The following is a 24,777-nucleotide window of genomic DNA, read 5'->3' as shown; positions in this document are numbered from 1 at the left end:
ATGAACCGAGTGCACGCTCCATCTCAGCCGATAACCCCACCTGAGGCGATCGAGGTGGACGCCGCCGCGGCTCAATGGCGACCAATGGACAACCGGAAAGTACGAGGGCTCGCAGTGAATCGAGTGGATGCCCCATCTCGGCAGATAACCGCACCTGGGGCGATCGATAGCGCGGCGGTGACTTCATGAGTGAGCGAACAATCGTCCAGCGGTTGGCGGAATTCGCGGCAGGGGTGCGGGATCGGGGGCTCGGGGCGGAGTTGCGCGCCGACGCCGCTCGCCGCGTACTCGACGTCCTCGGTAACAGCCTTGCCGCACAACGCACTCCGGCGGCAGCAACAGTGCGCGCGCTGATCACCGAATGGGAAGGTAGGCCACGCGCCACCGCCCTCGGACTGCCCGGGCGTTACCCGGAGGCCAGTGCCGCACTGCTCGGCGGAACCCTCGCCCACGCCATCGACTTCGACGACACCCACCTACCCTCGGTGCTGCACCCTTCGGCGTCGGTGGTGCCCACTGCCCTCGCCGTCGCCGAGGCCACGGGATCCACCGGCGCGGCGCTCTTGGACGCGGTAGCGGTCGGCGTGGAGATCACCGTCCGGCTCGGCATGGCCGGCTACGACGAAACCCTCGGCAACTCTGTGTTTTTCGAACGCGGCCTCCACGCCACCGCGATCTGCGGTGCGCTGGGGGCTGCGGCGGCCGCAGCCATGCTCTACCGCTTGGACGCCGACGGCATCGCCCACACCCTCGGCATCGCGGCGAGCATGGGTTCGGGCTTGCTGGAAGCCAACCGTACCGGCGGCACCGTGAAGCGGGTGCACTGCGGCTGGGCGGCCCACGCCGCGGTGACGGCCGCGTCCCTGTCGAGGCACGGGATGACGGGCCCGCCGACCGTAATCGAGGGCAGATTCGGTCTGCTGCAAGCCTTTTGCGGCGACAGAGCAGTGCCCGCCGTCATCTCCGATGCCCTGGGCGAGCATTGGGAATTGCCCGGCGTCTTCTTCAAGCCCTACCCCTGCAATCACTTCACCCACGCGGGCATCGACGCCGCCCTACGCCTGCGCGCCCGCGGGGTCACCGCCGACGATGTGCTCCGACTCGAACTCGGCGCACCGACGCCAGTTCTGCGTACCATCGGCGAACCTCTCGCCGCCAAGCGCCGACCCGAATCTGGTTACCACGCAGCGTTTTCCGGCCCCTATACCGTTGCCGCCGCCCTGCTGGGCGGCGGCGGACTGGGAGTATTCCACGAGGACTTCACCGACGCCGCCGCCCGAGACCCACAGCGGCTCGCACTGGCCGCAAAGGTCGACTGCGTCCCGGATCCCGACTGCGACAAGATCTTTCCGCACCAGTTCCCCGCAGTGCTCACCGCCGAGCTCCGCGACGGCCGCGTCCTCACCGAACGCGTAGACGTCAACCGGGGCGGCCCCGGCAATCCACTCTCCCCCGAGGAGCTCGCAACCAAATTCCGGCTGAACACCGCCGACCTGCTGATGCCCGCCGAAGCCGACGCCATCAGCGAAACCGTTTACGGGTTGGCCGATCTCGATGATCTGGAGGCGCTCCTGACGCTGCTGCGGACGCAACCGCTGCCAGCGCACTGAACAGAACACCCGTCGGCCCGACCACTACAGTGGTCGGGCTAGATCTGTTTGCGCAGATAAGAGCCCTAAAACCCAGCAGCAGCACCGTTTTCGGGTCTTCCCTATCAAGTATTGACACGCGCACGTTTCAGACTGCTAATAGTGCGCAAGAAACGAAACACCGTTTCTCGATGAGAGACAAGGAAGTCGCCTTGAGAATCCGAAGACTGCTGACCGCCGCGTGTTCGATTGCCGCCGCCGTCGCCGTATTCACCCTTCCCACAACACCTTCCGCCGGCGCTGACGTGGCCGTCACCAAGGTTTCCAACAAGGTGGAGGTGCGCTGCGCCTTCACCACCCTGAAGCAGAGCAGCGACTGGTACTTCCCCTCCGGCACCCCCAAAGCCCTGCTATGGCTGCAACACGGATTCGCCGGCGCCAACGACGCGATGGACGACACCGCCCGAAAATTCGCCGCCCAGGGCTTCCTCGTCTTCGCCCCCACCCTTCCAACCTCGAACCTGCTCGGCTGCACCCTCGAAAACCTCGGCAACAACACCAATTTCCTGCACAACGTCGCAGACCTGTTCGGCAAAGCCGCCGACCCCAAAGACAAACTGGGCCGCAGCTTCACCGAAGCCAAAACCAAGGCCGCCCGCCCAGAACTGACCCTGCCCACCGCCATGGTGTTCGCCGGCCACTCGGCCGGCGGCGAAGCAGTGCCCTACGTCACCCAGGAACTGCGCGCTGACTACCCCGCCGCCTTCGCCAACGTCCGCGGCCTGATCCTCTTCGACCCCGTCAAGAGCTTCATCGGAAACAACCTCAGCAGCTCCCTCAACCACCTGAGCAACACTTCACTCCCCGTCCTCGCCCTCTCCGCACCTCCATACAACTGCAACCGCAACGGCTCCGGCACCGCCGAACTGATCGAACAACTCCCCCGAACCTTCTACGGCATCCGCCTGACCACCGGCTCCCACATCGACGTCGAAGCCTCCAGCGCCCCCGCCCCCGACAAAGCCGCCTGCGGCACCCCCCAATCCAAAAACGTAGAAGCCCTACAACGCCTTTCAGTCGCCTGGGCCACCGATTTCGTAACCGGCACCCCCACCCCCGACTTCTACCCGGGCGGCACCTACTACGAAACCCTCCGCACCGCCGGAACCATCCAAACCCTCTCCTGAGGAAACCCCCTGTTGCGCCCGCCGGAATCCCCCGGCGGGCGCAACACCGCCACGCACCGCACCAGCGGGCGCGGACCAGGCGGCGGATTTACTTGGCGCTCGATCGGGGCGTCAGCATCGACGTTATTCACGCGGTCGACCTCGGCGCCCGCGGATGCGCGCGAGCGTTTCGGCGAGCAGTTGTATCACTGGAATGGCGACGGCGATTGATTCGAGGCGCCGGGTTGGGGTCGAGGGAGATGCCGCGATCCACTCGGTACGACCCGGATCGCCGAATTCGGTTCCGCGGATAGGGTTTCCCTCCTGTGGGTCCTGCTAGGGATTATTCGATCGGTGGACTCACGGTTCCCGCGGTTCCGCGCGGGGCGGATACGGCGGGCCAGGCGGCGGGTATGTTGCCGCCTGGGATATTGGCGGTTCCTCGACGCCACGACACCAGTGCCCGACCCCAGATCATGCGAAAGACTGGGAACGAGTCATCCCTGGCCTGGCGACCGCGGCTCCTCGCTTCCGGGCTGCGAAGAGGAGGTAACGGTGGATCGATCCACGGAGTACGACCTGGGATCGCCGAATCCTGGTTCACGGGAATAGCTTCCACATGGTGAATGCGGCCGAAGATAGGTAGTTCGGCTCGCCGACGCGGCTCTCTCGCAGTGCCGTTTGGGCGGCACCGCGGGCTCAAGCGGCGGGTTTGTCCGGCGCTAAATCATGGGACCAGCGTCGGCGTTGTTCGCGGTCCTGTTCTCTACCCTCATGGATGCGTGCGAGTGTTTCGGCGAGTAGTTCGCTGGCATGGTGGCGGTGGTTGATCCGGGGTGTTCGGGTGGGGTCGATGTGAGATGGTGCGATCCATCCGGTCCGACCCTGATACTCCGAGCCTGGTCCGAGGACAACGGTTTTCCAGCCGCCGGGTCCGTCGTGGACCAGGGCGTGGCAGCGGTCGCAGGCCAAGGTTTCGTTGTCGATGTCGGTGTTGCCGTTTTTGTTCCAGTCGGTGACGTGGTGGACCGCGCAAAGACTTGCCGGTGCGTCGCAGCCGGGGCGGGTGCAACCACGCAGGGCAGCGATCAACGCCAATCGTTGACCGGGGCTGGCGAGGCGTTTGGTACGACCCAAATGCAGTGGCACCCCGGCATGGTCGAAAACCATGAGCCACGGCAACGCCTGTTCGGCCAGCTTCAACGCTTCCCCGATCGGGACCGTGCCCCCGGTCGCGGTGGTGGCGACTCCGGCAGCATTTTCGATGTCCTCGATGTTGATCGACAGGATCGTCGAGACAGGCAGTCCGCGATGGGTTCCCAGGTTGGCGGGGTCGGTGCCCGGCGACAACAGCGCGACCAACGCGTCGTGGGTGCGTTGCGCGGCGCTGCGGGTGTCACGTTTGGCGGCCGCGTCGAGCACTTCCCGGTCGATGTGTTCGATATTGCCGGAAGGGCTTTCGGGGTCGTCGGGGTTGTTCATGCCCGGGCGTCCGAGTTTCGCGAGGACTGGTTCGAGGAGGGCGCGCAGGGTGGGGGTGATGTCGCCGCTGATCGCCGACATGCCGTCCGCGCGTTGGCGACCGATGCGCAGGGCGCGTTGGCGTTGGCGGTCGGTGTCGTTGGTGAGGCTGCCATCGGGGTCGAGGCGTGCCAGGATGTCGCGGCCGATGTTGGTGAGGTCTTCAGGCATCACAGCGCGGGCGGCGGTGGCCAGGATCTGTTCGGCGGCTTCGAAATCAGCATTCGCGGTCGAACCGGGGACACGCTTCAACACTTTCGCGATCTCCCGCGCGTGATCAGCAGAGATCTCGCCTTCGGCTTGCGCGGCAGCAGTCGCCGGGTGCCGGGGCTGCATCTCCTCGCCCGGGATGTCATGCCACACACCAAGACTCGTCGCGGCGGCGATGCGGGCGGCGGCGTCGGCATGGGAGATCCGCAAAGTCTGGATCAGCAGTTTCTTCGTGGTTCCGGCACCGGTGCGGGCGGGGAGTCCGCCTTCGGTGGCGCGCACGATCAGTTTGTGGGCGAAGGAATCCAACACCCGCCGGGCGCGTTCGAGCTCGCGCATCGCTTCGAGCACCGCCTCATCCGAGAGCAGCGTCACCGTGGTGGCGGTGAGGTCGGTGGCGGCGGTCAGTAGCGGGTCGGTGACCCGCTGTTCTGATACCGCTTGGCTGGTCGAACGCATGTGTGAATTCTATCGCCGTTCACAGCGGATAGCTATCGAAAATCGGGTCTGAATTCGATCTCTTCACACTGGACACGCGATCGAAAGTCACTGCTGCACAATGTGTTACGTGATACGACTGTTTCGGTTTGTCTCCACAGTGCCTCTGAAGCTGTTCATCCGCACCGATTCTCTTTTCTGTCTTTTTGGAATGTTTTGGACCGGACCACAGCCGGGTAACCGAGGACCGAACCGAGCCTCCGCACCAAAGGTGAGGGGTAAGTCCGGTAGGGCTGTCAACGTGCCCAGCATGGTTGGGCAAGATCTCTGGACCACAGCACCCTCTGGACCGCCTTTGTCCGGGAGGTTTGTCCGATCCTCAACCGCCGCCACCCTGCGGACGCACCGAAGCCGACCCTATGCCGGGTACTGCGCGGTCACCACCTCGCGTAGGCATGCCAGAAGCGCCCATCTGACGGATTCCGCGCGGGCTTGCGCAAGCGACCTCCCAGATACGAACCGGCCACCGCCATACGCCCGCACCAGCAACGACACACCGCCAGTTCGGAATCCACGACATCCGCCACCACCCTGCGGGACGCGCCGAAACCAGTCGGCAGTCGGGTTACCGAACGGGCACCACCTCGCGGGCGCGTGGGGAAGCGGGCCATCTAACGGGCACCACGCGGCGTGTCGCTAGGCGACCTCCCAGATACCAACCGGCCCCGACCGTGCGACCACACCACCAACGCCACACCGCAGGCCGCAAACCGCCACCAGCCTGCAGGCGCGCGCCTACCTACATCAGCTCTTCCAAGTGCGAATCCGCCAGCAGCCTGCAGGCGCCCAGAGGGAACACTCTCCAAACGATGCGGGCAATCCACGGTCGTTGTAGATCTCTCTAGATGTGAGCCGGGGAGGCGCAGCCTGTGCTGCGCGTCCGCTGTTAGCACTGTGGCCTGGGGTCGCAACCCCAAGATGCTGGTTGCGTTGGGGTCCTACCGGGATTACCTGCCACAGATTCGTACGAACGCTCGATGGCAGCCCGCTCGCCTTGCGCTTCGAGGATCTTCGAAGACAACTCCCCCGCTAAACCCCATGGTCCCGCCCTGTTGACATATGCAGGTAATCACCTGCATGATTTGCAGGTGCGATCGGAACCCGAGATGGACGTGGTGTTCAAGGCGCTTGCCGATTCGACGCGGCGGCTACTGCTGGATCGCCTGCGCGAGCACGACGGGCAGACGTTGCGGGAGTTGTGTGAGCGGGTGGAGATGGCGCGGCAGTCGCTTACGCAGCATCTGGACATACTCGAGCAGGCCGGGCTCGTCAGTGTGTTGCGGCGGGGGCGGGAGCGGGTTCATTTCATCAATCCGGCGCCGATTCATGACATCGAACAGCGCTGGATCTCCGTTTTCGACAGGCCCCGCCTGGACGTGATCGGCGCTATCAAGAAGCAAGCTGAGGAGTTCGCTATGAATACGACTATGCCCAATTACGTTTACGTCACCTACATCCGCGCGAGCGCGGAACAGGTCTGGCAGGCGCTGACCCAGGCCGATGTCACCGCCCGATTCTGGGGGCACGAGAACGTTTCGGACTGGCAGCCGGGTTCGAGCTGGGAGCATCGGCGGGCCGATGGGTCGGGGGTTGTCGATGTTGTCGGGAAGGTGCTGGAAACCGAGCCGCCGACTCGCTTGGTGATCACGTTCGAGGATTCCGTTGGGGCCGACCGGGAGCCCTCGGTGGTCACGTTCCTCATCGAAACCCATCAAGACATCGTGCGGCTCACCGTCACCCATGAGAACCTGCCGAATCAGGATATGCTGCAGGGCATTTCGAGCGGGTGGCCGGCCGTGCTCGCCAACCTCAAATCGCTACTGGAGACAGGCGACGTACTGCCGCAAGCCCCATGGGAGATGTCGCGGGCACACGCCTGAGACCCCCACACCACGAGGAGCCACCATGCTCGACACCACCGCGCTGCGCGACGCGTACCGCGTACTGCTGGAAGCCGCTGCCACAGTGGCTGATTCGAAGACGACGCGCGACCCCGCGCCGGGCGAATGGAACGCGGACCAGATCCTGAGTCACGTCAGTCTCGTCACCGCCATGACCATCGCCGCCGCCTCCGCCGTCGCAGCCGGGGCACATACGACCTATGACAATCGTTTCGCCCAGGACACCTGGACCATCGGCCGCGTCATCGAACTCACGGGAGACAGCGCGGGGCTGCGCGATCGCGTGCAGCGACAAGCCGAGCTGCTGTGTGGTTTCGGCAGCCCAGCGCTGAGCGACCCAGAGCTCGACACCCTGGTGCCGGCTCGGCTCCTCTCCGCCAGCACGCTGCTGGTGGATCAGCCGCTGCCGCTTCGAGATCTGATCACCGGCCTCGCCGCTTCGGAGCTCCCGGGCCACACCGAACAACTGCTGGCCTTGCTCGATACACGCTAGCTTGGTGCTGCATGAACACGCGCCGGGGCAGTCCCGTTTGCACGAGCCCAGCCGTCACCCCGGATGCGCCGGAAACGGACCGGCCCGGCCCAAAAGCGCAGACACCGGCTTTCCTAGTAGCCCGCCCAGCCACTGCCCGGTCTCGCACACCTGCTGCGCCGTGACACCGGTGCTCAGGCCCATCCGGTCGAGCATGTAGAGCAGATCCTCGGTCGCGATGTTGCCTGTCGCGGCGGGAGCGAAGGGGCAACCGCCGATGCCGCCGGTGCTGGCGTCGAGAACGCGAGCGCCCGCATCCACCGCCGCGATCGCGTTGGCGTAGCCGGTGTTTCGGGTGTTGTGGAAGTGGCAGCGCAGGGTTGCCGAAGGAGACAAGGCGGCGGCGCCGGTGACGAGGGTGCGCACGCGGTCGGGAGTGCCTACGCCGATGGTGTCGGCGAGGGCGATCTCGTCGGGTTCGGCTTCGGCGACCGAGCGGACCAGGTCCAGGACCGAGGCGGGAGCTACCTCGCCTTCGAAGGGGCAGCCGAAGGCGGCGGCGATGGTGACGGTGCGGTACAGGCCGGCCGCTGCGGCACGCTCGGCGAGCGCACGCCAGCGTTCGATGCCTTCGGCGGTCGTGCAGCCTTGGTTGCGCTGACTGAACGTATCCGTCGCCACCACAACGACATTGATCTCGTCGACCCCCGCGGCCAGCGCGCGATCCAGTCCCCGATCGTTGAACACCAGCCCGGCATAGGAAACGCCGGGCACGCGCGGCACTCCCGCCAGCACAGCCTCGGCATCGGCCATTTGCGGAACCCGTTGCGGATTCACGAAACTCACGGCCTCGATCCGCCGGATCCCCGCCTCGATGGACCGCTCGATCAGCCGGATCTTATCCGCTGTCGCGATCATCTCCGGCTCGTTCTGCAGACCGTCGCGCGGGGCGACCTCCATCAGCGTTATGTCCACCGTACCTCCGTCTTGCCGTGCTGTTTCACTCAGGGATACAGTGTATCCAGTTTGCCGCGCTTCGCAGGATGGAGAATCCACATGCCCACTGGCACAACCACATCGACCGGACCGCTGGCCGATCTCCGGGTGATCGAGATGGGCCAGTTGCTGGCCGGGCCGTTCTGCGGACAGCTGCTCGGCGATTTCGGGGCCGAGGTGATCAAACTCGAAAGCCCGGGCAGTGGAGATCCGATGCGGCAGTGGGGCCGGGAACAGTCGCAGGGCAAGTCGCTGTGGTGGCCGGTGGTCGCGCGCAACAAGAAGTCGGTGACGTGCAACCTGCGCGATCCCGAAGGGCAAAGGCTGGCACGGGAACTCATCGCGCAGGCCGATATCGTCATCGAGAATTTCCGGCCGGGCACGATGGAGCGCTGGGGCCTCGGTTACGAACAGCTGCGCGAAAGCAATCCGGGGTTGATCATGACGCGGGTCACCGGCTACGGCCAGACCGGGCCGTACGCCCCGCGCGCCGGGTACGGGTCCATCGGTGAGGCGATGGGCGGAATCCGTTACACCACAGGCGATCCCGATCATCCTCCGGCGCGCACCGGTATCTCGATCGGAGATTCACTGGCCGCGGTCTTCGCCACCATCGGCACCCTCGCTGCGGTGCACCACCGCCAGCGCACCGGACAGGGTCAACTGGTCGACTCCGCCATCTACGAGGCGGTGCTGGCGATGATGGAATCGCTGCTGCCGGAGTACGCGATCACCGGTTATCAGCGCGAGCGCACCGGCTCGGTGCTGCCGAATGTCGCGCCCAGCAACGTGTATCCGACAGCGGGCGGCGACATGATCCTGATCGCCGCCAATCAGGACACCGTGTTCACCCGGCTCGCCGGCGTCCTGGGCCGCCCCGAACTAGCAACCGACGCAAGGTATTCCACGCACACAGCACGCGGCGCTCGAATGGCCGAACTCGACGACCTGATCGCCGCCTGGACCGCCACCGCCGACGCCGAGGAGCTACTGGAACGCCTGCACGCCGCCGGTGTCCCGGCCGGGCGCATCTACACCGCGCGCGACATGTTCGCCGACCCGCATTTCGCCGCCCGCGAGGCGATAGTGAAGATCGCCCATCCCGAATTCGGCGAGCTGCCCATGCACAACGTGGTCCCGAAACTCAGCGCCACTCCCGGCTCGATCCGGCACGCCGGACCCGACCTGGGCCAGCACAACACCGACGTCTACTGCGGCCTACTCGGCCTGGACGCCGACCAGCTCACCAAACTCGCCGAATCCGGCGTCGTCTGAAGGGAATTCGCATGAAGGATCTCACCGAGGACGCGCGCAGCGCTGGCTACGGCACACCCCTGGGACCTGGCGAACGCCCCGCCGTGCTGGTGATCGATGTCTGCGCCGCCTACCTGGTGGACAGCTCCCCGCTGCGCGCACCGGTGGAGGATGCGGTGCGTGCCGCCGCCACGGTCGTTCACCAGGCACGAGAGGCGGGGTATCCGGTCCTCTTCACCCGCGTCAGCTACCGCCCGGGTACCAGCGAGGGCGGCTTGTTCCGCCGCAAAGTGCCGACCCTCGACGTCTTCGAGGAAGGCAACCCCCTAGCCGACTTCCTCGAAGACCCGGCCCCGCTCCCCGGCGAATCCGTGATCACCAAGCAATATCCGAGCGCCTTCCACGGCACCGCCCTGGCGGCCAACCTCACCGCCGCCGGTATCGACACCCTGCTGATCACCGGCCTCACCACCAGCGGTTGCGTCCGCGCCACCGCGACCGACGCGCTCCAGCACGGCTTCCGCCCACTGGTGGTCGCCGACGCCTGCGGCGACCGCGACCCGCGCCTGCACGAGGCGAACCTCTTCGACCTCAACGCCAAATACGCCGACGTCATCGACCTCGAGGCAGCGCTGAAAGTCCTGCGCTAGGCCCAGCCGACCGGATTCGACATACTCTCGCGGGTGATCCGGGAGCCGGTGGCCGGAAAGCTCCCGAAGCGATCGTTGTGCAGGTGCGCGAAGAAATAGCCCATGGCACCGCATTCCGCGCTCCGCACCGCGGTCTCCGGGCGAGCAGTCACGGCGTCGTAGAAGTCTCGGCCCATCGCGACGATAAACCCGCGGCGATACAGGAAACCATCGTCGGACCCGCCGATGACCTGGTGAACGTCGGCACGGTCGAGGTCATACATCTTCCGCTCCAGCACACGGTCCAGCGCGGTCAACTCTTCGGCGCTGGACCCTTCGCAGAGCGCCTGCAATTCGCCCAGCAGTTCCTTCAGACGCCCCTCGAGGACATGCCCATCGTCGTCACTCGTCCGGCCGATCAACCCTTGCCGAAGCAAGTTCAACTCGGGGCCGACACGCTCCCACGCCGATTCGATCAGGTTCCAGAACCGCGCCTCGTCGGCCGCGGTGGGGATCTCGCTCACGCGCGAAAGCTACCAGACCCGATGCAGTTCATCGCAGTTCGACGTGCACAGCCGAATCCTGCTGCGGACCAACTCGATACACATAGTCCCGCGCCGCCCGGTCGCCGAGCTGCGCCAGGAACCACATCGCGGTCCAGCGGGCCGCGGTGGCGATGGAAGCTCCCCAGCTCGTGGTCGGCACCCGCGGATCCGGTGCCGCGCCGGGCGGGTTGTTCTCGTCGGTCAGGCAGAAGTGGTTGGCGCCCAGCAGATTCACGAACGCCGACGAGGGTGCGCCGGTCAGCCTCGTAAAGCTCGCATAGGCTTCCGCCAGTTCACTGACGCCGTCGTTGGTGCCGTTGATGAACATCACCGGAATACCCTGCACCGCAACCGGATCCACTGATCCGCCGACCGTGGTGTTGGCCCCGTGGCCGACGATCGCCCGCAGCTCCGGCGGCCGCCGGTAGCTCAGGCCGAAGCAGAACGGCGGCTGGCAACGATCGGCGGCGGCGTAGAGCGCGGTGGCGGCACCGTAGGAGTGCCCGGCGACCAGCAACGTGCCCGGATCCAGCACAGCGCCGATCGGCGAAACCGGGTTCGCGACCTCCGCGCGCGCCCAGGCCACGGCCCGGTTCAGCAAATGCTCGCTGGGCACCGAGTAACCGAGGAACGGCAGCGGGTAGTGCTCGGGCACCACCACCACGAACCCGTAATCCGCCAGCGCGGAAGCGAATCCGGCGTAGTACTGCTTGCGCACGTTGGCGCCGGGCAGGAGCAGTACAACCGGCACCCGCCGATCGACAGCCGCGGGATACCAGACCGTCGCGGCATCGCCCTCGATACCGATCTCGGTGGACCGCACCTGCGGCGCGGGCGGCTCAGCCGCGGCGGCGGGCATGACAACAAAGGACAGGAAACAGGCGATGGCCAAGGCGCAGGCACGCATGAGACCCCGATCTTCAGCGAGCGTTTCGTTTGTGGAAACAGCGTTTCGATGTGAAACTAGCGCGAAGCGTACGCCGCGAAACATCGTTTCGCACAGCAGAACAGGAGAATCGCATGGGCCCGCACCCGCACGGCTGGTGGATCCTGCTACATCTGGTGTTGTTCGTGTTCTGGCTGGGCGGCGATCTGGGCGTGTTCTATTCCAGCCGCTTCGTCATCGATCCGAAGCAGACGCCGGCCGCCCGCGCCACCGCGCTGGCCATCATGAGCGGACTGGATCTCGGCCCCAAGGTCTGCCTGGTGCTGTTCCTGCCCAGCGGCCTCACCCTGATGGCCCTGGAACCACATGGCGCGCAAGCCTTCGGCATCGCGCTGTTCCCGTGGTGGTCGATCGCATTGGTATGGCTACTCGCCGCGATCTGGTTGTCGCTCACCGTGATTCAGCACCGCATCCACGGCGCGATCCCGATGGTGCGGCGCGGCGACCTCGCCATCCGATGGGCGGTCATCGCGGGAATGGCGGGCACCGGCATCTACACCCTCATCGCCACCGAACCCTTCGGCGTGACCACCAACCCGAAGTGGCTCGGCATCAAGACTCTGCTCTACGCCGCCGCCATCGCCGCCGGCCTCGGCATCCGAATGACGTTGCGCCCCTTCGGCCCCGCCTTCACCACCCTGATGACCACCGGTTCCGACGACACCGTGGAACGCACCCTGCGCCGCAGCATCGACGGCTGCCTGCCCTACGTCTGGCTGATCTGGGGCAGCGTGCTCGTCGCCGCCGCGCTGGGCGTATTCAAACCCGGCGCACAGCTGTGAACCGTGTCAGGCCGAATAGCCCATCTGCGCCGACACCGCACCGGCCGCCTTCTGCAGCAACGGCACACACTCGGCCATCCGCGGTTCGAAGCGCGACAGCGGCCCGCACACACTGAGCGCCGCCACCACGCCACCGTCGTGGTCGAGCACCGGCGCGGCGATGGAGGCGGCGCCGATCTGCCGCTCCCCCATCGAGATCGCGTAACCGCGCTTGCGGATCTCGGCGAGTTCGGTGCGCAGTTTGCGCGGCGTGGTGATGGTGGCGTCGGTGAACGGCGTCAGCTCGTGCCGGTCGAGATACTCGTCGATCTCGGCTTTGCGCAGGAACGCCAGGATTGCCTTGGACGAGCTACCCGCATGCAGCGGATACGGCACACCGAGCGCCACCTCCATCCGCAATTCCTGGTCCGGCACAACCTGATCCACGTACATGCGGGTATCGCCGCGACGGATCGAGAGGGTGGCGGTCTCGCCGGTGAGCGAGGCCAGCCGGCGCAGTTCCGGCGCGGCCATCACCCGCAGATCGGTGCGCGCGAGATAGGCGCGGCCCAGCGCGATCGCGGCATGACCGAGGGCGTAGCGGCGGGTGGTCGGTTCGAGGGTGATGAGTTCGCGGTTGCGCAGCGCCGTGAGAATGCGGTGCACCGCGGCCTTCGTCAGGCCCAGTTCGTTGGCGATCTCGGTGACACCGAGATCGGGCCGCCCGGTACGCCCGAACAGCAACAACACGTCCATGGCCCGTTCGACGGCGGCGATGGAACGGCTCTGACTCTCGGCCTCGATGTCCGACATGCCGACAGCTTAGGGCACGGCATTTCCCGATGGGAAACGGTCCACCGAAAACCTGCCGAAACAGCTGTGCCGCAACGCCGTTACCTGTTGCGCGCAAGGCAGCAGAGCGTTACCTTGTGCGTAACAGCGTTTCCACTACCGAAACGGAGGTGACAGTGGATCCGACGTATCTCCGTACCGTGCTCGCGCAATGGGCCAGCGGCGTCGTGGTCGTCACCACGCTGCGCGAGGGCGGCGGCCGGCACGGCATGACCGCCAGTTCGTTCACCAGTGTGGCCCTGGAACCGCCGCTCGTCTCGGTATGCCTGGCCACCGGCAGCACGACCTGCCGGTCGGTCCGGCGCAGTGGAGTTTTCGCTGTCAACATGCTCGGCCACGATCACGAGGAAATCGGCCGCCGCTTCGCCACCCCCGGCGACGCGGACGACCGGTTCGCGGTGGGGCAGTGGGACACCGCGACCACCGGGGCGGCCGTGCTGGCCGACGCGGTCGCCTGGGTGGACTGTGTCGTCGCCGCCTGCCATCCGGCCGGCGACCACACCATCGTGCTCGGCCTGGTCCAGGACGCGGCCGCACCCCGGCCCGCGCCCCCGCTCATCTATCACGACCGCACCTACTACGAGGGGATAGCCCGATGATCGGCGCACGACTCGTCGAAGACATGACCGACGCCGAACGGGCCCGCGCCCAACGGGTCGAGTCGGTCCTGCCCGCACTGCGCGAAGCCGCCGAGGAGGCCGACCGCACCGCCACCTTCCCGCCCTCGCACGTGGCGCTGTTGCGCGAGGCCGGGTTGCTGGGCCTGGTAGTGCCGGAGAAGTTCGGCGGCCTAGGCGGCGGCTTGCGCGACCTGGCCGCCGCCACCTTCGCGATGGGCACCGCGTGCCCGTCCACGGCACTGGCCTACTTCTTCCACAACACCAGCGCCTCGCGTGGGCTGCTGCCCTTGGAGGCGATCGACGCGGGGTTGTTCGCCGACGACGAGGTCCCCATGGTGCGCGCCTTCGCCGAAAAGGTACTCACCCGCATGGCCGACGGCGTGTGGCTGGCCAACTTCGCCTCCGAGTCGGTGAAGACCGCCAAGGCGAATATCACCATCGCCACCACCGCCCGCAAAGTCGACGGCGGCTGGATTCTGCAGGGCGAGAAGTCATTCGGCTGCGCGACCGGCGTCGCCGACTACTACCTGACCTCGGCAAAACTCGAGGGGTACGACACCGCCGAGGGGCTGGCGACGTTCTTCGTGCCGCGCGACGCCCCAGGCGTGAGCACCCGCGCGCCGTGGGACGGGCTCGGTATGCGGGCCACCGCCAACAACGGCATCCGGCTCGACGAGGTGTTCATCGCCGACGACGAAGCCTTGGCGGTGCCGGGCGCGTTCACCAAGATGCTCACCATGAGCAGAGGCAGTTTCGTCGGCAACCAGCTCGCCATCGCAGCGGTTTACACCGGGTGCGCGCAGCGGGTCTACGACGAAACCCTGGCCGCGACAACCCGGAAGACGTTCGCCGACACCGGAGAACCCATCGCCTCCTCTCCCGTGCATCAGGTGCTCATCGGCGAGATGACCCGGCAGTTGCAGACCGCCTACCTGTGGTTGCGCTACCAGCTCGACATCGAAACCGTTGAGCCGCCGATCAAACCGAAGCAGGAAGTGTTCACGCAGTGGCGGCTCGGCAAAGGTGCGGTCACCGAAGCGTGCTTCCAGGTGGCGCTCGGCGGGCTCAAAGCCGGTGGTACATCGGCGGCTTCGATGAGCGGAGTCGCCGGGCGGGCGCTGCGGGACCTGGCGATGGGCCTGGTCATGACGTTCCCGTCGGAGCGCGGAATGCTCGAGGTGGCGCGAATCATTACCGACGCCAAGGCTAATGAGCTGTTCGCGCCCGCGCCGCAGGTAGCTGGCGGCCGCGCCGCCAACCACGCACCGACGCCCGAGGTCGCGCGGTGAGGCCGGTCACCGGCACCCACGCGGCAGGGCCGCTCGTCGGCACCCACGCGGCAGGGCCGCTCGTCGGGACCCACGCGGCGAATACCGTCGCTCGCACAGCCTCGAAGGACCGCACGGACTACCGGAGATCCCGCAAATGACTGAAAACACTGCCAGCGGTAGCGAACTCCCGGGCATCGTCGATCTGATCGACGGCGACTGGGGTACACCGTCGATAGATCTCGGTGTGACGCTGGAGGATCCGGCTACCGGAACCGAGGTCGCGCGGGCTGTGGCCACCTCGAGCGATCGGATCGAACGCGCACTCGCGGTGGCGGACCGCGCATCCGGCGTCATCTCCCCGGAACTGCTCGACGCGATCGCCGACGGGCTCGAACCTCGACTGGCACAGCTTGCCGAATTAGATTCGCGGGCAACGGGTGTGCCGATCCGGCAGACCGAGTTGCTCGGCGTCATCGTCGCGGGATCGTTCCGGCTGGCCGCCGAACAGTTGCGGTCCGGGGTGCTGCGCGCGGACCGCGACGGGGTGCGGGTGCATCGTCTGCCGCTGGGCCCGGCGCTGTGCCTGGTGCCGTGGAACGCGCCCGCGCCGATGGCCGCGCACAAGGTGGCGAACGCGCTGGCCGCGGGCTGTCCGGTGATCCTGAAAGTCAGTGAGCTGACGCCTTATAGCGCGATAGTGCTCGCCGAGGTGATCGCCGAACACGTGCCCGCCGGGATGTTCCAGCTGGTGCAGGGCGGCGTCGAAGCCGGGGCCCAGCTGGTCGCCGATCCGCGGATCAAAGCTGTGTCCTTCACCGGCGGTGTGGCAGGCGGGCGCTCGGTCGCGACTGCCTCCGCTCCCCTGTTGCGGCCCTGTCAGCTCGAATTGGGCGGCAACAACCCGCTTGTTGTGCTCCCGGACGCCGATACGGATACCGCGGCGCGGATGGCTGCCGAACTACTGACCACCCTCAACGGACAGTGGTGCCGGGCGCTGGGACGGTTGATCTTGCCGGCGGACCGGACCGAAGAGCTCGTCGAAGCCATCGGCAAGCGGCTCGAGGCATTGCGTTTCGGTCCGCCGCTCGACCGCGACACCGATTTCGGCCCGCTGGTGCACTCGCGGCACGCGCGGCTGGTGCGGGATTCGTTGTCCAGTCGCGGATTTCAATCTTTCGGGGAACTGCCCGACAGCGGAAACTATGTCGCCCCAGCACTTCTCGACGACGATCTGGCCGACGAAGTATTCGGTCCGATCGCCGGAACTGTCACCTACGACACGGTCGAGGACGCGGTGCGGCTCGCCAACGCGGTGCCGTACGGGCTCGAGGGCTATGTCTGTGGCGCTGATGAAGAGCGCGCTCTGTCGGTGGCGCAAGAGATCCGCGCCGGTGAGGTGAAGGTGAACGGCTCGTCCATCATGAGCCTGCACCTGATGACCCCGCGCCCGGCCTGGGGCTGGTCCGGTCTCGGCGAGGAGGGCACCGAGGAGACACTGCGGTTCTTCACCGGAGCCCGGGTCGTCGGCGTCGAGGGCCGCTTCGCCCTGCACACCACATGACTGCCGTGGTCGTGGTCGGCGCGGGGCCGGTCGGTCTCACAGCCGCCCTGACCCTCGCCCGCCGCGGAGTGCACGTCACCGTCCTGGAGCAAGGCGACAAGCTGGCCACCGAATCCCGGGCGTCGACCTTCCATCCGCCCACCCTGGAAATGCTGGCCGACCTCGGCGTGCTGGAACCCCTACTGTCGCAAGGCATCATCGCCTCGACCTTTCAGTACCGCGAACGCGGCGGCGGTGAAATCGCCACCCTCGACCTGAGTGTGCTCGCCGCCGACACCGCGTATCCGTTCCGTGTGCAGTGCGAGCAGAGCAGGCTCACCCCGATCCTGTTGTCCGCCTTGCCCGCCCACGTCCACGTTCGTTTCGGCTCCCGAGTGGAGGGCTTGTACCCGAACGAGGACGGGGTGATCGTGCACACCGCGCGCGGCCCCGTAGTCGCCGACTGGGTGATCGGCGCCGACGGCGCACATTCGGCGGTGCGGCGCGCACTCGGCGCTGGATTCGACGGCAGCACTTACCCGGAACGGTTCCTGGTCGCCTCCGTGGACGAGGACCTGGCCGCCGCGCTGCCCGGGATCGCCCCCATCAACTACGTGTTCGACCCGGACGAATGGCTGGTGCTGCTGCGCACCCCCGCGCACTGGCGCGTACTGTTGCCCACCCCCGCGGATACTCCGGACGATGACGAATTAGCTCGTCTCCCAGACCGTTTGGCGGCGGTTGCCGATCTGGGGCGGCCGTGGCGACTGCTGCACGCCTCGCTCTACCAGGTCCACCAACGCATCACCGAAAGCTTCCGCGTCGGCCGGGTCCTGCTCGCCGGCGACGCCGCCCACGTCAACAACCCACTCGGCGGCATGGGCATGAACAGCGGCATCCACGACGCCGTCCATCTGGCGAATGCCTTGGCAGACGTTCTCGACGGCGGCCCCGAATCCGAGCTCGACGCCATCGCCGCCCGCCGCCGCACCGTCGCCATCGAACACGTCCAACGCACCAGCCACGACAACTGGGAGCGCCTGCGCGGCCACGACGCGAGCTACCACAACCACCTGAGCGACCTGGCCGCCGATCCCGCAGCCGCCCGCACGTACCTGCGCCGAGCCTGCCTGCTCGACTCCCTGGAGAACCAACGGTGACTCGGTGCCACCGGATCTCGTTTGCTACAGCAGGCCGGGAAGCGATGGCTGTTTTAGCGGCCGTTCCGGAGGCCGCCGGTTCGGTGGCGGCCGGTCCGGGGGCAGCCGGTCCGGGGGCAGCCGGTCCGGAGGCAGCCGGTCCGGAGGCAGCCGTCCCGAAGGCAGCCGGTCCGGAGACAACCGTCCCGAAGGCAGCCGGTCCGAAGACAACCGTCCCGAAGGCAGCCGGTCCGAAGACAACCGTCCCGAAGGCACTCGGTCTAATGGCAGCCGTCCAGGAAGCGCTCGATCCGGCGGCGGCCGCCCCGGAGGCGCTCTCGGCCAGCAACGAGCAGATCGTGCAGTTCGGCGGGCGGCTGGCTTCGGTCTCCGATGTCCTGACCGACACCTCCTCGGATCTCGGTGCGGGGCTGGACAATCTGGATACCGCGCTGGCCAATGTGAAGTGGTTCATCGAGGGCAGCGGCACCGAGCTCACCGAGGGTGTGTGCCGGCTGGCCGATGTCACCCAGATCCTGCTGGACAAGCAGCCCGAGATCGAGCGGGTGCTGTACTCCGCGCCGAAGGCGGGTCCGGCGGCGGCCGTCCAGGAGGCGCTCGGTCGGGTGGAGGTCGGTCCGGAGACGCTTGGTCCGGAGGCACTCGGTCCGCAGACACTCGGTCCGCAGACACTCGGTCCGCAGACACTCGGTCCGGAGGCTGGTCCGGCGGAGGCAACCGGCCTGTTAGCGGTGCCTGAGCCCCAGCCGAGAGCACGCCGGGGAATCCGCTTCGAACTCGGTGGCAATAGGAGCTGCGCATGAGAATCCAGCGTGAGAATCCGGCACGGCCAAGGGAAATCGTCGGCTCGGTGCCGGTCACCCCGGCGGAGTCGGTGGATGACGTTGTCCGTGTGGCACATCAGCAGTTCCGCGAGTGGTCGGGACGGTCTCTCGGCGCACGGTTGTCCGCGCTCGGCGCCGCTGCGGACCAGATGGATGCCAAGCGCCCGCAGCTGGCTGCATTACTGGCCAGGGAAAGTGGCAAGCCGGTGGTCGACTGTCGCGGGGAAATAGGCTTCGCCGCAACCTATTTGCGCTGGGTGCGCGACAACGCAGCGGCCGTGCTCACGGAATCGGTGATAGACGACGGGTCGGGCCGGATCGTGTGTGCGCCCGCACCGTACGGCGTGGTGGCGGCGATCACTCCGTGGAACGCGCCGATAATTCTGTCGGCGTTGAAGCTGGGTCCGGCGCTGGCGGCGGGAAATACCGTGGTGCTCAAGCCTTCTCCGCTGGCGCCGTTGGCAGTCAGCGCGGTGGCGGCGCTGCTGCCGGGCGTACAGGTGATGCACGGTGGGCCTGAGACAGTGCGCGCCCTCGTGACGCATCCGCTGGTTGGCAAGGTCGCGTTCACCGGTGGCGAGGAGGCCGGCCGCAGTATCGCGGCGGCTGCCGGGCAGGCCCTCACGCCGGTAGTGCTCGAACTCGGCGGAAACGACCCCGCGGTCTTCCTCGACGACTTCACCCTCTCGCCAGACGATTACGACCGACTTGTGCTGGCATCCTTCGCCACCGCCGGCCAGGTCTGCATGGCCGCGAAACGGCTGTACATCCCGCGCGGCCGCTTCGACGAGTTCATCGAGTCGTATCTGGCTGCCGCGCGACGGATTCTGACTGTCGGCGACCCGCTCGACGAGCTGGTGACGATGGGTCCGGTGGTGAGCCGCGCCGCCACCGAGCGCATGACCGCCCTCATCGCCGACGCCTGGAACCGCGGAGGCTGGATGCTTCCCCTCGCCGAAATACCCGAGAACGACGGCTATTTCGTCGCCCCCACCCTCGCCCTCGACCTGCCCGACGACGCCGACCTGGTGCGCCTGGAACAGTTCGGCCCCGCCGTCCCGGTCCTCACCTACGACACCGAACAAGAGGCCCTGGCTCGCGCCAACAACTCCGAACTCGGCTTGGCTGCTTCGGTCTGGTCCGCCGACGAAGACCGCGCCTTCTCCTTCGCCACTCACCTCGAAGCCGGATTCACCTTCATCAACACCCACAACCGCACCGGCATGTCCTTGCGCGCCCCGTTCGGCGGCACCAAACGCAGCGGCTTCGGCCGCGAGTACGCCGCAGAGGGCCTGCGCGAATACGTTCAAACCACAGTGCGACACGCACCGGCCGCATTCCGCGCAGGCGGACCCGGCATGGCTGCCCGCGCCTACCCGGACCCAGCCCAGTCCCAGCCCTGAGCCGTTCGCCCGGCCCTGCGCAGCGAGAACAGGATTCGGTTCCCACACGTCCGCCGCGCGGCACACACCGACCGCGTACCGCGCGGCAGCTCCGGCATGGCTTCCCGCCGCCTGCCCGAATTCAGAAAAGCCCCAGCCTGAGCCATTTACCCCGCCCGTACGCAGCGAGAGGTGGTTTCGGTTCCCACACACGGCCGCCGCACGGCATACACGGGAGAGCCTGAACGGGCTGCAGCGCTTGCATCCCGGGGAGATCGGTGGCATCAACGCCGCGTACTGGCCGGCCGTCACCGGGGGTGGTACAGCAACATGCTCCTCGAACTAGACGGCACCGCCCCCTGCGCATGACCGATCTCCGCGTTCCGCGCTGACGGCTCCGGAATGGCTGCCCTCGGCTCCCCGCAGCGCAAAGATCCAGGTCGCACCCTGCGGGCTCGCCCAGTCCGGCGCAGCGGCGGACATGCACCGATCACCAACGCACACGTCGGCGGTGCGGGACACATCCACTACCTTCCGCGTCGGCCGCACCGTATGCCCGCGCCAACCCGAATTCATCTCGGTCCGGCCCTGGTACGTCTCGGTTACCCCTCGGACAAGGCAGCATCAAACAACGACGCGAATCTCGCGCTCGTCATTCCTGTCCGGCGCAGCGGCAAAAGCGCTCGACCGCACGCACACGCCTATCGCCGGGTTCTCACCGCTGAAGTCGATCAGCGCGCGATGCGCCGGATGCTGTTGGTACACACTCAGTTCCGTTTGGGACCTGTCCGAGTGGCAGTGCGGCACACGATATCGATGAAGATCATCAGGCAGTGGTGGCGGCGATACTCGACCGATGCCACCCGCTGTGCCTGTTGATCTTGATGCTCCGATCGCTGATGGTGCGGTCTTACGCGTAGTTCAGCCACGCACAGATGCCGATGCGGTGCGGAGTGTTCCCTCCCCGAGCCTGCCCCTCCGTAGCGAATCGCAAGGTCACCAGGCCATAGTGGCGGGCGCTCTTGGGCGATGCCGCCGCCAGGGCCTGGTGATCTTGATGAAGACCGTGGCTGGTCGGCACCGAATCCCTCGGCCTGATTCCTGCGACGCGAATCTCGCGCTCGTCCTGCCTCCCCGCACACGGCAGACGCGTCTTATCGCCACGCACGCGTCCGCCGCCAGCTTCCTCACCCCCGGTAGTCGACCCGCACGATGCGCCAGCCGGGGCACCACCATTCGGCAGACGCGTCTTATCACCACCCACGCGTCTGCCGCAGGCTTCCTCACCCCCGGTAGTCGACCCGCGCGATGCGCCAGCCGGGGCACCAACCATGCGGGAGACGCGTCTTATCACCACCCACGCGTCTGCCGCAGGCTTCCTCACCCTCGATAGTCGACCACCGCACGATGCGCCAGCCGGGGTACCAACCATTCGGCGATCTCGCGGTGGGCCGGATGCTTTTGGTAGGCAGCCAGTTCCGTTTCGGACGCGTGGGTTGTAGTCATGAACAGGTCGTAGGACACGGGGGTATCGAGTTCGTCGAGGGTGACTGTGAGGGACTGGATCTCCGGGACCGAATCCTGCAGTCCGGTCAGTAGTTTCGCTGCCTTTTGGGCGTCGACGCGGTCGTGGAACTTCATCAGCACCACGTGTGTGAGGGTGCTCATCGGGTGGTGGCGCGGCGTCGCATCAGGACAAGGGCTGCGATGGCGACGATCACGACGACTGCGCCGGTGATGCCGACGATCATTCCGGTGTTGCTGTCGTCGTTGTCGGACTCCGCGGCGGGTGCTGCGGCGGCGGGAGTGGGCTGGGCGGCGGTTTTGGCGCCGAAGGTCAGGGGCACCGAGGCCAGGATTTGGGACGGGTTGGTGAGGCTGGTGACGCTGATGGCGCAGGCGCCGGGGGCGGTCGTGCAATCGGTGCCGCCTACCGCGCCGACGAGGGTGAGGGTGCGGCCGCCGGCTCGGGGTTGCCAGACGCCCTGTGCGTCGGCTGCGCCCATGAGCGATCCGCTCAGGTTGCAGTCGGTGGGCGCGACGACCTGGGGCTTGCACTGCCCGACGGCGACGCCCGCCAGGTTGGCGTCGAGGCCTTCCAGGTTCACCGTGATCGTCTGTCCCGCAGCCACGCCCGTGCTCGCGTCGAGTTGCAGGGTGGGGGCGGCCAGGGCCGCGGGGGCAGCGGCGAGGAGGCCGCCGCATGCGGCCGCGGCGAGGACAGCCAGCCGGAAAGCGTTGTGCTTCATATGTTTTCTCCTGGGGTGTTCATAGCCGTCGCCGGTCGGCGAGGGCGAAGCCGGCGACGACGACCAGCAGGGCGGCGGTCGCCGACCACAGCGGCAGCGACGGACCGTCGATGTCGGTCGTGTCCGCCGTTGCCGGGGCGGTAGGGGGCGCAGCCGCTGCCGTGAGCCGGGATCCGGTGAAAGTGACTGCTACCTCGGCGGAATTGGCTGCGATGATGGTGGGCGGCTCGGTGCCGGGCAGGGGCGCGGCGGCGATCACGCACTGTTGCCGGAGGCAGTCGATCACGTTGAAGTGCGGGTGCGCGGTGAGCGTGACAGTCGGCAGCGTCCCTTCATCGGTGACGTTGACGAAAGTCGCGCCGCCCCCGAGGTCGCAATCGCGCGTTCCGCTGGTGAAGCCCTGTTTGCAGAGGCCGACCGCAACGGAGGCGAGACCGGGCCGGAAACCCGTGCCGTTCACGGTGATTCGTTGCCCATCGGTCAGGCCGGTGCTGGCGCTGACCTGTAGCGCGGCGGTTCCGGGCGCGGCCCGCGCGGGCAGCGCCCAGATCGGTAGTGCGGCGAGGAGCGCGACAATCGCGGCCACGCGGACGGGAACAGTGCGAATCACTGTGTGCCTCCTTGGAAGATCGGTTCGGCCGTCACAACCCGGAGCGCGAGCCGACCACACAGCAGCGCACAAATCAGGCTCACCCCCGCCAGCACGACCAGCCCCGAGCCGGTGCCCGCGAGCCGTCCAACCCCACTGACCAGCCCGAGGCCCGCCAGAGCGGCGGCAGCCGCGATCAGCACCGTCGCGGTGGCGGCGCTTTCGGAAGGCGCTGCCGAAGCGTGGATTTCAGCGTCGAGCCCCCGCGCGGCCCGGGCCGCGGCGGCCAGCGATACGGCTAGGCCGACGACAAGAGTCAGCTCGCCCGGTGCCGTGGCCACGAGCACCGGACCACCCGCTGCCAGAATCAACAGCGGCACAATGGCACTCGAATCGGGCGCGGGCAATGCGACCGCGACGACCGCGGGCAGCGCCGCGAACACGAGCAGTATCGTCTGTTCGGATCCGACTGCATTCCAACGGAACAGCAGTAGATGCAGAGCCGGGAGAACGGTGCCGCCCACGAGCAGACCGAGCGCGCCGTATCCCAGCACAGCCCGCCGAACAGGCACCAGAACCGACCAGCCCTTAGCCGACCGCCGCTTCCCCCACGCCCCGCCACTGTCCTCTCGAGCGGACACCGCCGCAGCACCACAGGCTGCGCCCACAAGGCCCACCGCGAGAAGTCCTGTCCCCGGCGTCCGTTCGCAGATCGAGGCCACACCCGCCGCGATGACGACCCCGAGCACGATCACCACGTGCCAACCGGTAAGCAGCCGTGCCGATCCCGACAGCGCGAGCACGCGACCGGTAGCGAACACCGGTCCGGCGGCGGCTCCGGCGATCAGAACCGCGGCGGTGAACATCCACGTCGTCGACACCAGCCCCGCCACCGCGAACGCCAGCCCCGCGATTACCCCGCAGGCACCGGCGACCCGCATCGAGCGAGTAGCGCGGATAGCCGCGGTCAGACAACCGAGCACGAACGCGGAAACAGCCAGGTAGCCGATGGCAGCACCGGGAGTCCCGACCACACCACCGAAAGGCTTGGCTAGTAACGCCAATTGCCCGCCCGCCACCGGGCCCACCAATCCGCCGCACAGCACGAGTGCAGCCACCCCGGTGCGCATGTCAGCGACCTGCCGAATCATGCGCAAAGGGGGCTGCGGCGCGGGGATCGAAATCCGGAGCCCGGCCACGAGCATGGGGGGACGCCGCGCGCTTACACCGGACCGGCAGCTGAACACGCAGGGTCGCCGCGCGCCTACGCCGGTTTAACAGCTGTGCACGCTGGGTCGCCGGGCTCACACGCCGGATTGGCAGCTGCGCACGCCAGGTTGCCGAGCGCACACTGCGGTTTGGAAACTGCGCACACCGGGTTGCCGAGCGCGCATTGCGGTTTGGCAGCTGCGCACGCCGGGTTGCCGCGTGTACACATCGGTTTGGCAGCTGAGCATGCTGGGTCGCCGGGCGCACAAATCGGGGAGTCGAGTCGATGCGCACGTCAGTGACCTGCGAATCGTTTACAAGGGACCCTGCACCGGGATCGGAATGCGGGTTCCGGCCACACGCGTGGCGAGACACCGAGTGGTAGCGCCGAACCGGCAGTTGAGCGTGCCGAGTCGCCGGGCGCTCGCGCCGAACCGGCACCCGAGCGCGCCGGGTTGCCGGGCTCACAAACCGGTGGGTCGAGTCGATGCGCATGTCAGCGACCTGCGAATCATTTACAGGGTGCCCTGCACCGGGATCGAGATGCGGGTTCCGGCCACACGCGTGGCGAGACACCGAGTGGTAGCGCCGAA

The 24,777-nt window shown here is 67.2% G+C and carries 23 protein-coding genes; 13 read left to right on the top strand and 10 right to left on the bottom strand.

Features of this window, described 5'->3' with window-relative positions; all coding sequences use genetic code 11:
• Window positions 1–185 precede the first annotated feature (185 nt).
• Both IBX22_RS25305 and IBX22_RS25300 read left to right on the top strand, forming a co-directional pair.
• Window positions 186–1,610, top strand: coding sequence for an MmgE/PrpD family protein (locus tag IBX22_RS25305; RefSeq protein WP_194818195.1), 1,425 nt, complete (start codon window positions 186–188; stop codon window positions 1,608–1,610).
• A 170-nt stretch (window positions 1,611–1,780) separates the two neighbouring features.
• Window positions 1,781–2,776, top strand: coding sequence for an alpha/beta hydrolase (locus IBX22_RS25300; protein ID WP_194818194.1), 996 nt, complete (start codon window positions 1,781–1,783; stop codon window positions 2,774–2,776).
• A 678-nt stretch (window positions 2,777–3,454) separates the two neighbouring features.
• On the opposite strand, the gene IBX22_RS25295 is transcribed toward IBX22_RS25300, so the two are convergent.
• Window positions 3,455–4,945: an HNH endonuclease signature motif containing protein gene (locus tag IBX22_RS25295; protein ID WP_194818193.1), complete on the bottom strand. Its 1,491-nt coding sequence runs from the start codon at window positions 4,943–4,945 to the stop codon at window positions 3,455–3,457.
• Window positions 4,946–6,096: 1,151 nt separating this feature from the next.
• On the opposite strand from IBX22_RS25295, the gene IBX22_RS25290 reads away from it, so the two are divergent.
• Together IBX22_RS25290 and IBX22_RS25285 are read left to right on the top strand one after the other, a co-directional pair.
• The gene (locus tag IBX22_RS25290; protein ID WP_309234828.1) at window positions 6,097–6,864 is read left to right on the top strand and encodes a metalloregulator ArsR/SmtB family transcription factor; all 768 of its coding nucleotides are present in this window, start codon (window positions 6,097–6,099) and stop codon (window positions 6,862–6,864) included.
• A 25-nt stretch (window positions 6,865–6,889) separates the two neighbouring features.
• On the top strand, window positions 6,890–7,378 hold the full coding sequence (locus tag IBX22_RS25285; RefSeq protein ID WP_194818192.1) for a DinB family protein: 489 nt from the start codon (window positions 6,890–6,892) through the stop codon (window positions 7,376–7,378).
• Between the two features lie 54 nt (window positions 7,379–7,432).
• Here IBX22_RS25285 and IBX22_RS25280 read toward each other — a convergent pair whose 3' ends face one another.
• Window positions 7,433–8,317, bottom strand: coding sequence for a hydroxymethylglutaryl-CoA lyase (locus IBX22_RS25280; RefSeq protein ID WP_194818878.1), 885 nt, complete (start codon window positions 8,315–8,317; stop codon window positions 7,433–7,435).
• A 96-nt stretch (window positions 8,318–8,413) separates the two neighbouring features.
• Here IBX22_RS25280 and IBX22_RS25275 point away from each other — a divergent pair, with 96 nt between their 5' ends.
• A complete protein-coding gene (locus tag IBX22_RS25275; protein WP_194818191.1) occupies window positions 8,414–9,628 on the top strand; it encodes a CaiB/BaiF CoA-transferase family protein in 1,215 nt (404 codons plus the stop codon).
• 11 nt (window positions 9,629–9,639) lie between these two features.
• Window positions 9,640–10,257 carry an isochorismatase family protein gene (locus IBX22_RS25270; protein ID WP_194818190.1) on the top strand — a complete coding sequence of 206 codons (618 nt, stop codon included), beginning with the start codon at window positions 9,640–9,642 and terminating at the stop codon, window positions 10,255–10,257.
• Here IBX22_RS25270 and IBX22_RS25265 read toward each other — a convergent pair.
• Both IBX22_RS25265 and IBX22_RS25260 read right to left on the bottom strand, forming a co-directional pair.
• Complete coding sequence (locus IBX22_RS25265) at window positions 10,254–10,760, bottom strand: DUF4240 domain-containing protein (RefSeq protein ID WP_194818189.1); 507 nt, start codon at window positions 10,758–10,760, stop codon at window positions 10,254–10,256. The two genes, IBX22_RS25270 and IBX22_RS25265, sit on opposite strands and share 4 nt — an antisense overlap.
• Window positions 10,761–10,788: 28 nt before the next feature.
• Complete coding sequence (locus IBX22_RS25260) at window positions 10,789–11,688, bottom strand: hypothetical protein (protein WP_194818188.1); 900 nt, start codon at window positions 11,686–11,688, stop codon at window positions 10,789–10,791.
• Window positions 11,689–11,801: 113 nt separating this feature from the next.
• On the opposite strand from IBX22_RS25260, the gene IBX22_RS25255 reads away from it, so the two are divergent.
• A complete protein-coding gene (locus IBX22_RS25255) occupies window positions 11,802–12,509 on the top strand; it encodes a hypothetical protein (protein WP_194818187.1) in 708 nt (235 codons plus the stop codon).
• Between the two features lie 6 nt (window positions 12,510–12,515).
• Here IBX22_RS25255 and IBX22_RS25250 read toward each other — a convergent pair whose 3' ends face one another.
• Entirely contained in the window at window positions 12,516–13,301 is a 786-nt protein-coding gene (locus IBX22_RS25250) for an IclR family transcriptional regulator (RefSeq protein ID WP_194818186.1), read from the bottom strand.
• Window positions 13,302–13,456: 155 nt separating this feature from the next.
• Between IBX22_RS25250 and IBX22_RS25245 the strand changes: the two genes are divergently transcribed.
• The 6 genes from IBX22_RS25245 (at window position 13,457) to IBX22_RS25220 (ending at window position 20,158) form a co-directional block, all read left to right on the top strand.
• Complete coding sequence (locus IBX22_RS25245; RefSeq protein WP_194818185.1) at window positions 13,457–13,939, top strand: flavin reductase family protein; 483 nt, start codon at window positions 13,457–13,459, stop codon at window positions 13,937–13,939.
• Window positions 13,936–15,249 carry an acyl-CoA dehydrogenase family protein gene (locus IBX22_RS25240; RefSeq protein ID WP_228539419.1) on the top strand — a complete coding sequence of 438 codons (1,314 nt, stop codon included), beginning with the start codon at window positions 13,936–13,938 and terminating at the stop codon, window positions 15,247–15,249. Before IBX22_RS25245 ends, IBX22_RS25240 begins: the two co-directional genes overlap by 4 nt.
• Window positions 15,250–15,385: 136 nt before the next feature.
• Window positions 15,386–16,792: an aldehyde dehydrogenase gene (locus IBX22_RS25235; RefSeq protein WP_194818184.1), complete on the top strand. Its 1,407-nt coding sequence runs from the start codon at window positions 15,386–15,388 to the stop codon at window positions 16,790–16,792.
• A complete protein-coding gene (locus IBX22_RS25230) occupies window positions 16,789–17,931 on the top strand; it encodes an NAD(P)/FAD-dependent oxidoreductase (protein WP_194818183.1) in 1,143 nt (380 codons plus the stop codon). Before IBX22_RS25235 ends, IBX22_RS25230 begins: the two co-directional genes overlap by 4 nt.
• A gap of 44 nt (window positions 17,932–17,975) precedes the next feature.
• Entirely contained in the window at window positions 17,976–18,734 is a 759-nt protein-coding gene (locus tag IBX22_RS37600; protein ID WP_228539418.1) for a hypothetical protein, read from the top strand.
• Window positions 18,731–20,158 (top strand): aldehyde dehydrogenase family protein, encoded by a 1,428-nt coding sequence (locus IBX22_RS25220; RefSeq protein ID WP_194818182.1) that lies wholly within the window; start codon window positions 18,731–18,733, stop codon window positions 20,156–20,158. The genes IBX22_RS37600 and IBX22_RS25220 overlap by 4 nt, the downstream gene beginning before the upstream one ends.
• Before the next feature lie 603 nt (window positions 20,159–20,761).
• Here the strand turns inward: IBX22_RS25220 and IBX22_RS25215 are convergent.
• The 5 genes from IBX22_RS25215 to IBX22_RS25195 form a co-directional block, all read right to left on the bottom strand.
• Entirely contained in the window at window positions 20,762–20,902 is a 141-nt protein-coding gene (locus IBX22_RS25215) for a hypothetical protein (RefSeq protein WP_194818181.1), read from the bottom strand.
• A 615-nt stretch (window positions 20,903–21,517) separates the two neighbouring features.
• Window positions 21,518–21,805, bottom strand: coding sequence for a Dabb family protein (locus IBX22_RS25210; RefSeq protein ID WP_194818180.1), 288 nt, complete (start codon window positions 21,803–21,805; stop codon window positions 21,518–21,520).
• Window positions 21,802–22,386 carry a neocarzinostatin apoprotein domain-containing protein gene (locus tag IBX22_RS38000; RefSeq protein ID WP_194818179.1) on the bottom strand — a complete coding sequence of 195 codons (585 nt, stop codon included), beginning with the start codon at window positions 22,384–22,386 and terminating at the stop codon, window positions 21,802–21,804. The genes IBX22_RS25210 and IBX22_RS38000 overlap by 4 nt, the downstream gene beginning before the upstream one ends.
• Before the next feature lie 19 nt (window positions 22,387–22,405).
• The gene (locus IBX22_RS25200) at window positions 22,406–22,996 is read right to left on the bottom strand and encodes a GPS-CTERM domain-containing protein (protein ID WP_194818178.1); all 591 of its coding nucleotides are present in this window, start codon (window positions 22,994–22,996) and stop codon (window positions 22,406–22,408) included.
• Window positions 22,993–24,105: a hypothetical protein gene (locus IBX22_RS25195; RefSeq protein WP_194818177.1), complete on the bottom strand. Its 1,113-nt coding sequence runs from the start codon at window positions 24,103–24,105 to the stop codon at window positions 22,993–22,995. The genes IBX22_RS25200 and IBX22_RS25195 overlap by 4 nt, the downstream gene beginning before the upstream one ends.
• Window positions 24,106–24,777 lie beyond the last annotated feature (672 nt).

This window comes from Nocardia sp. XZ_19_385 (assembly GCF_015355755.1).
In the GTDB taxonomy this organism is placed as follows: Bacteria; Actinomycetota; Actinomycetes; order Mycobacteriales; family Mycobacteriaceae; genus Nocardia.
This window is presented reverse-complemented; position numbering and strand designations above follow the sequence as displayed.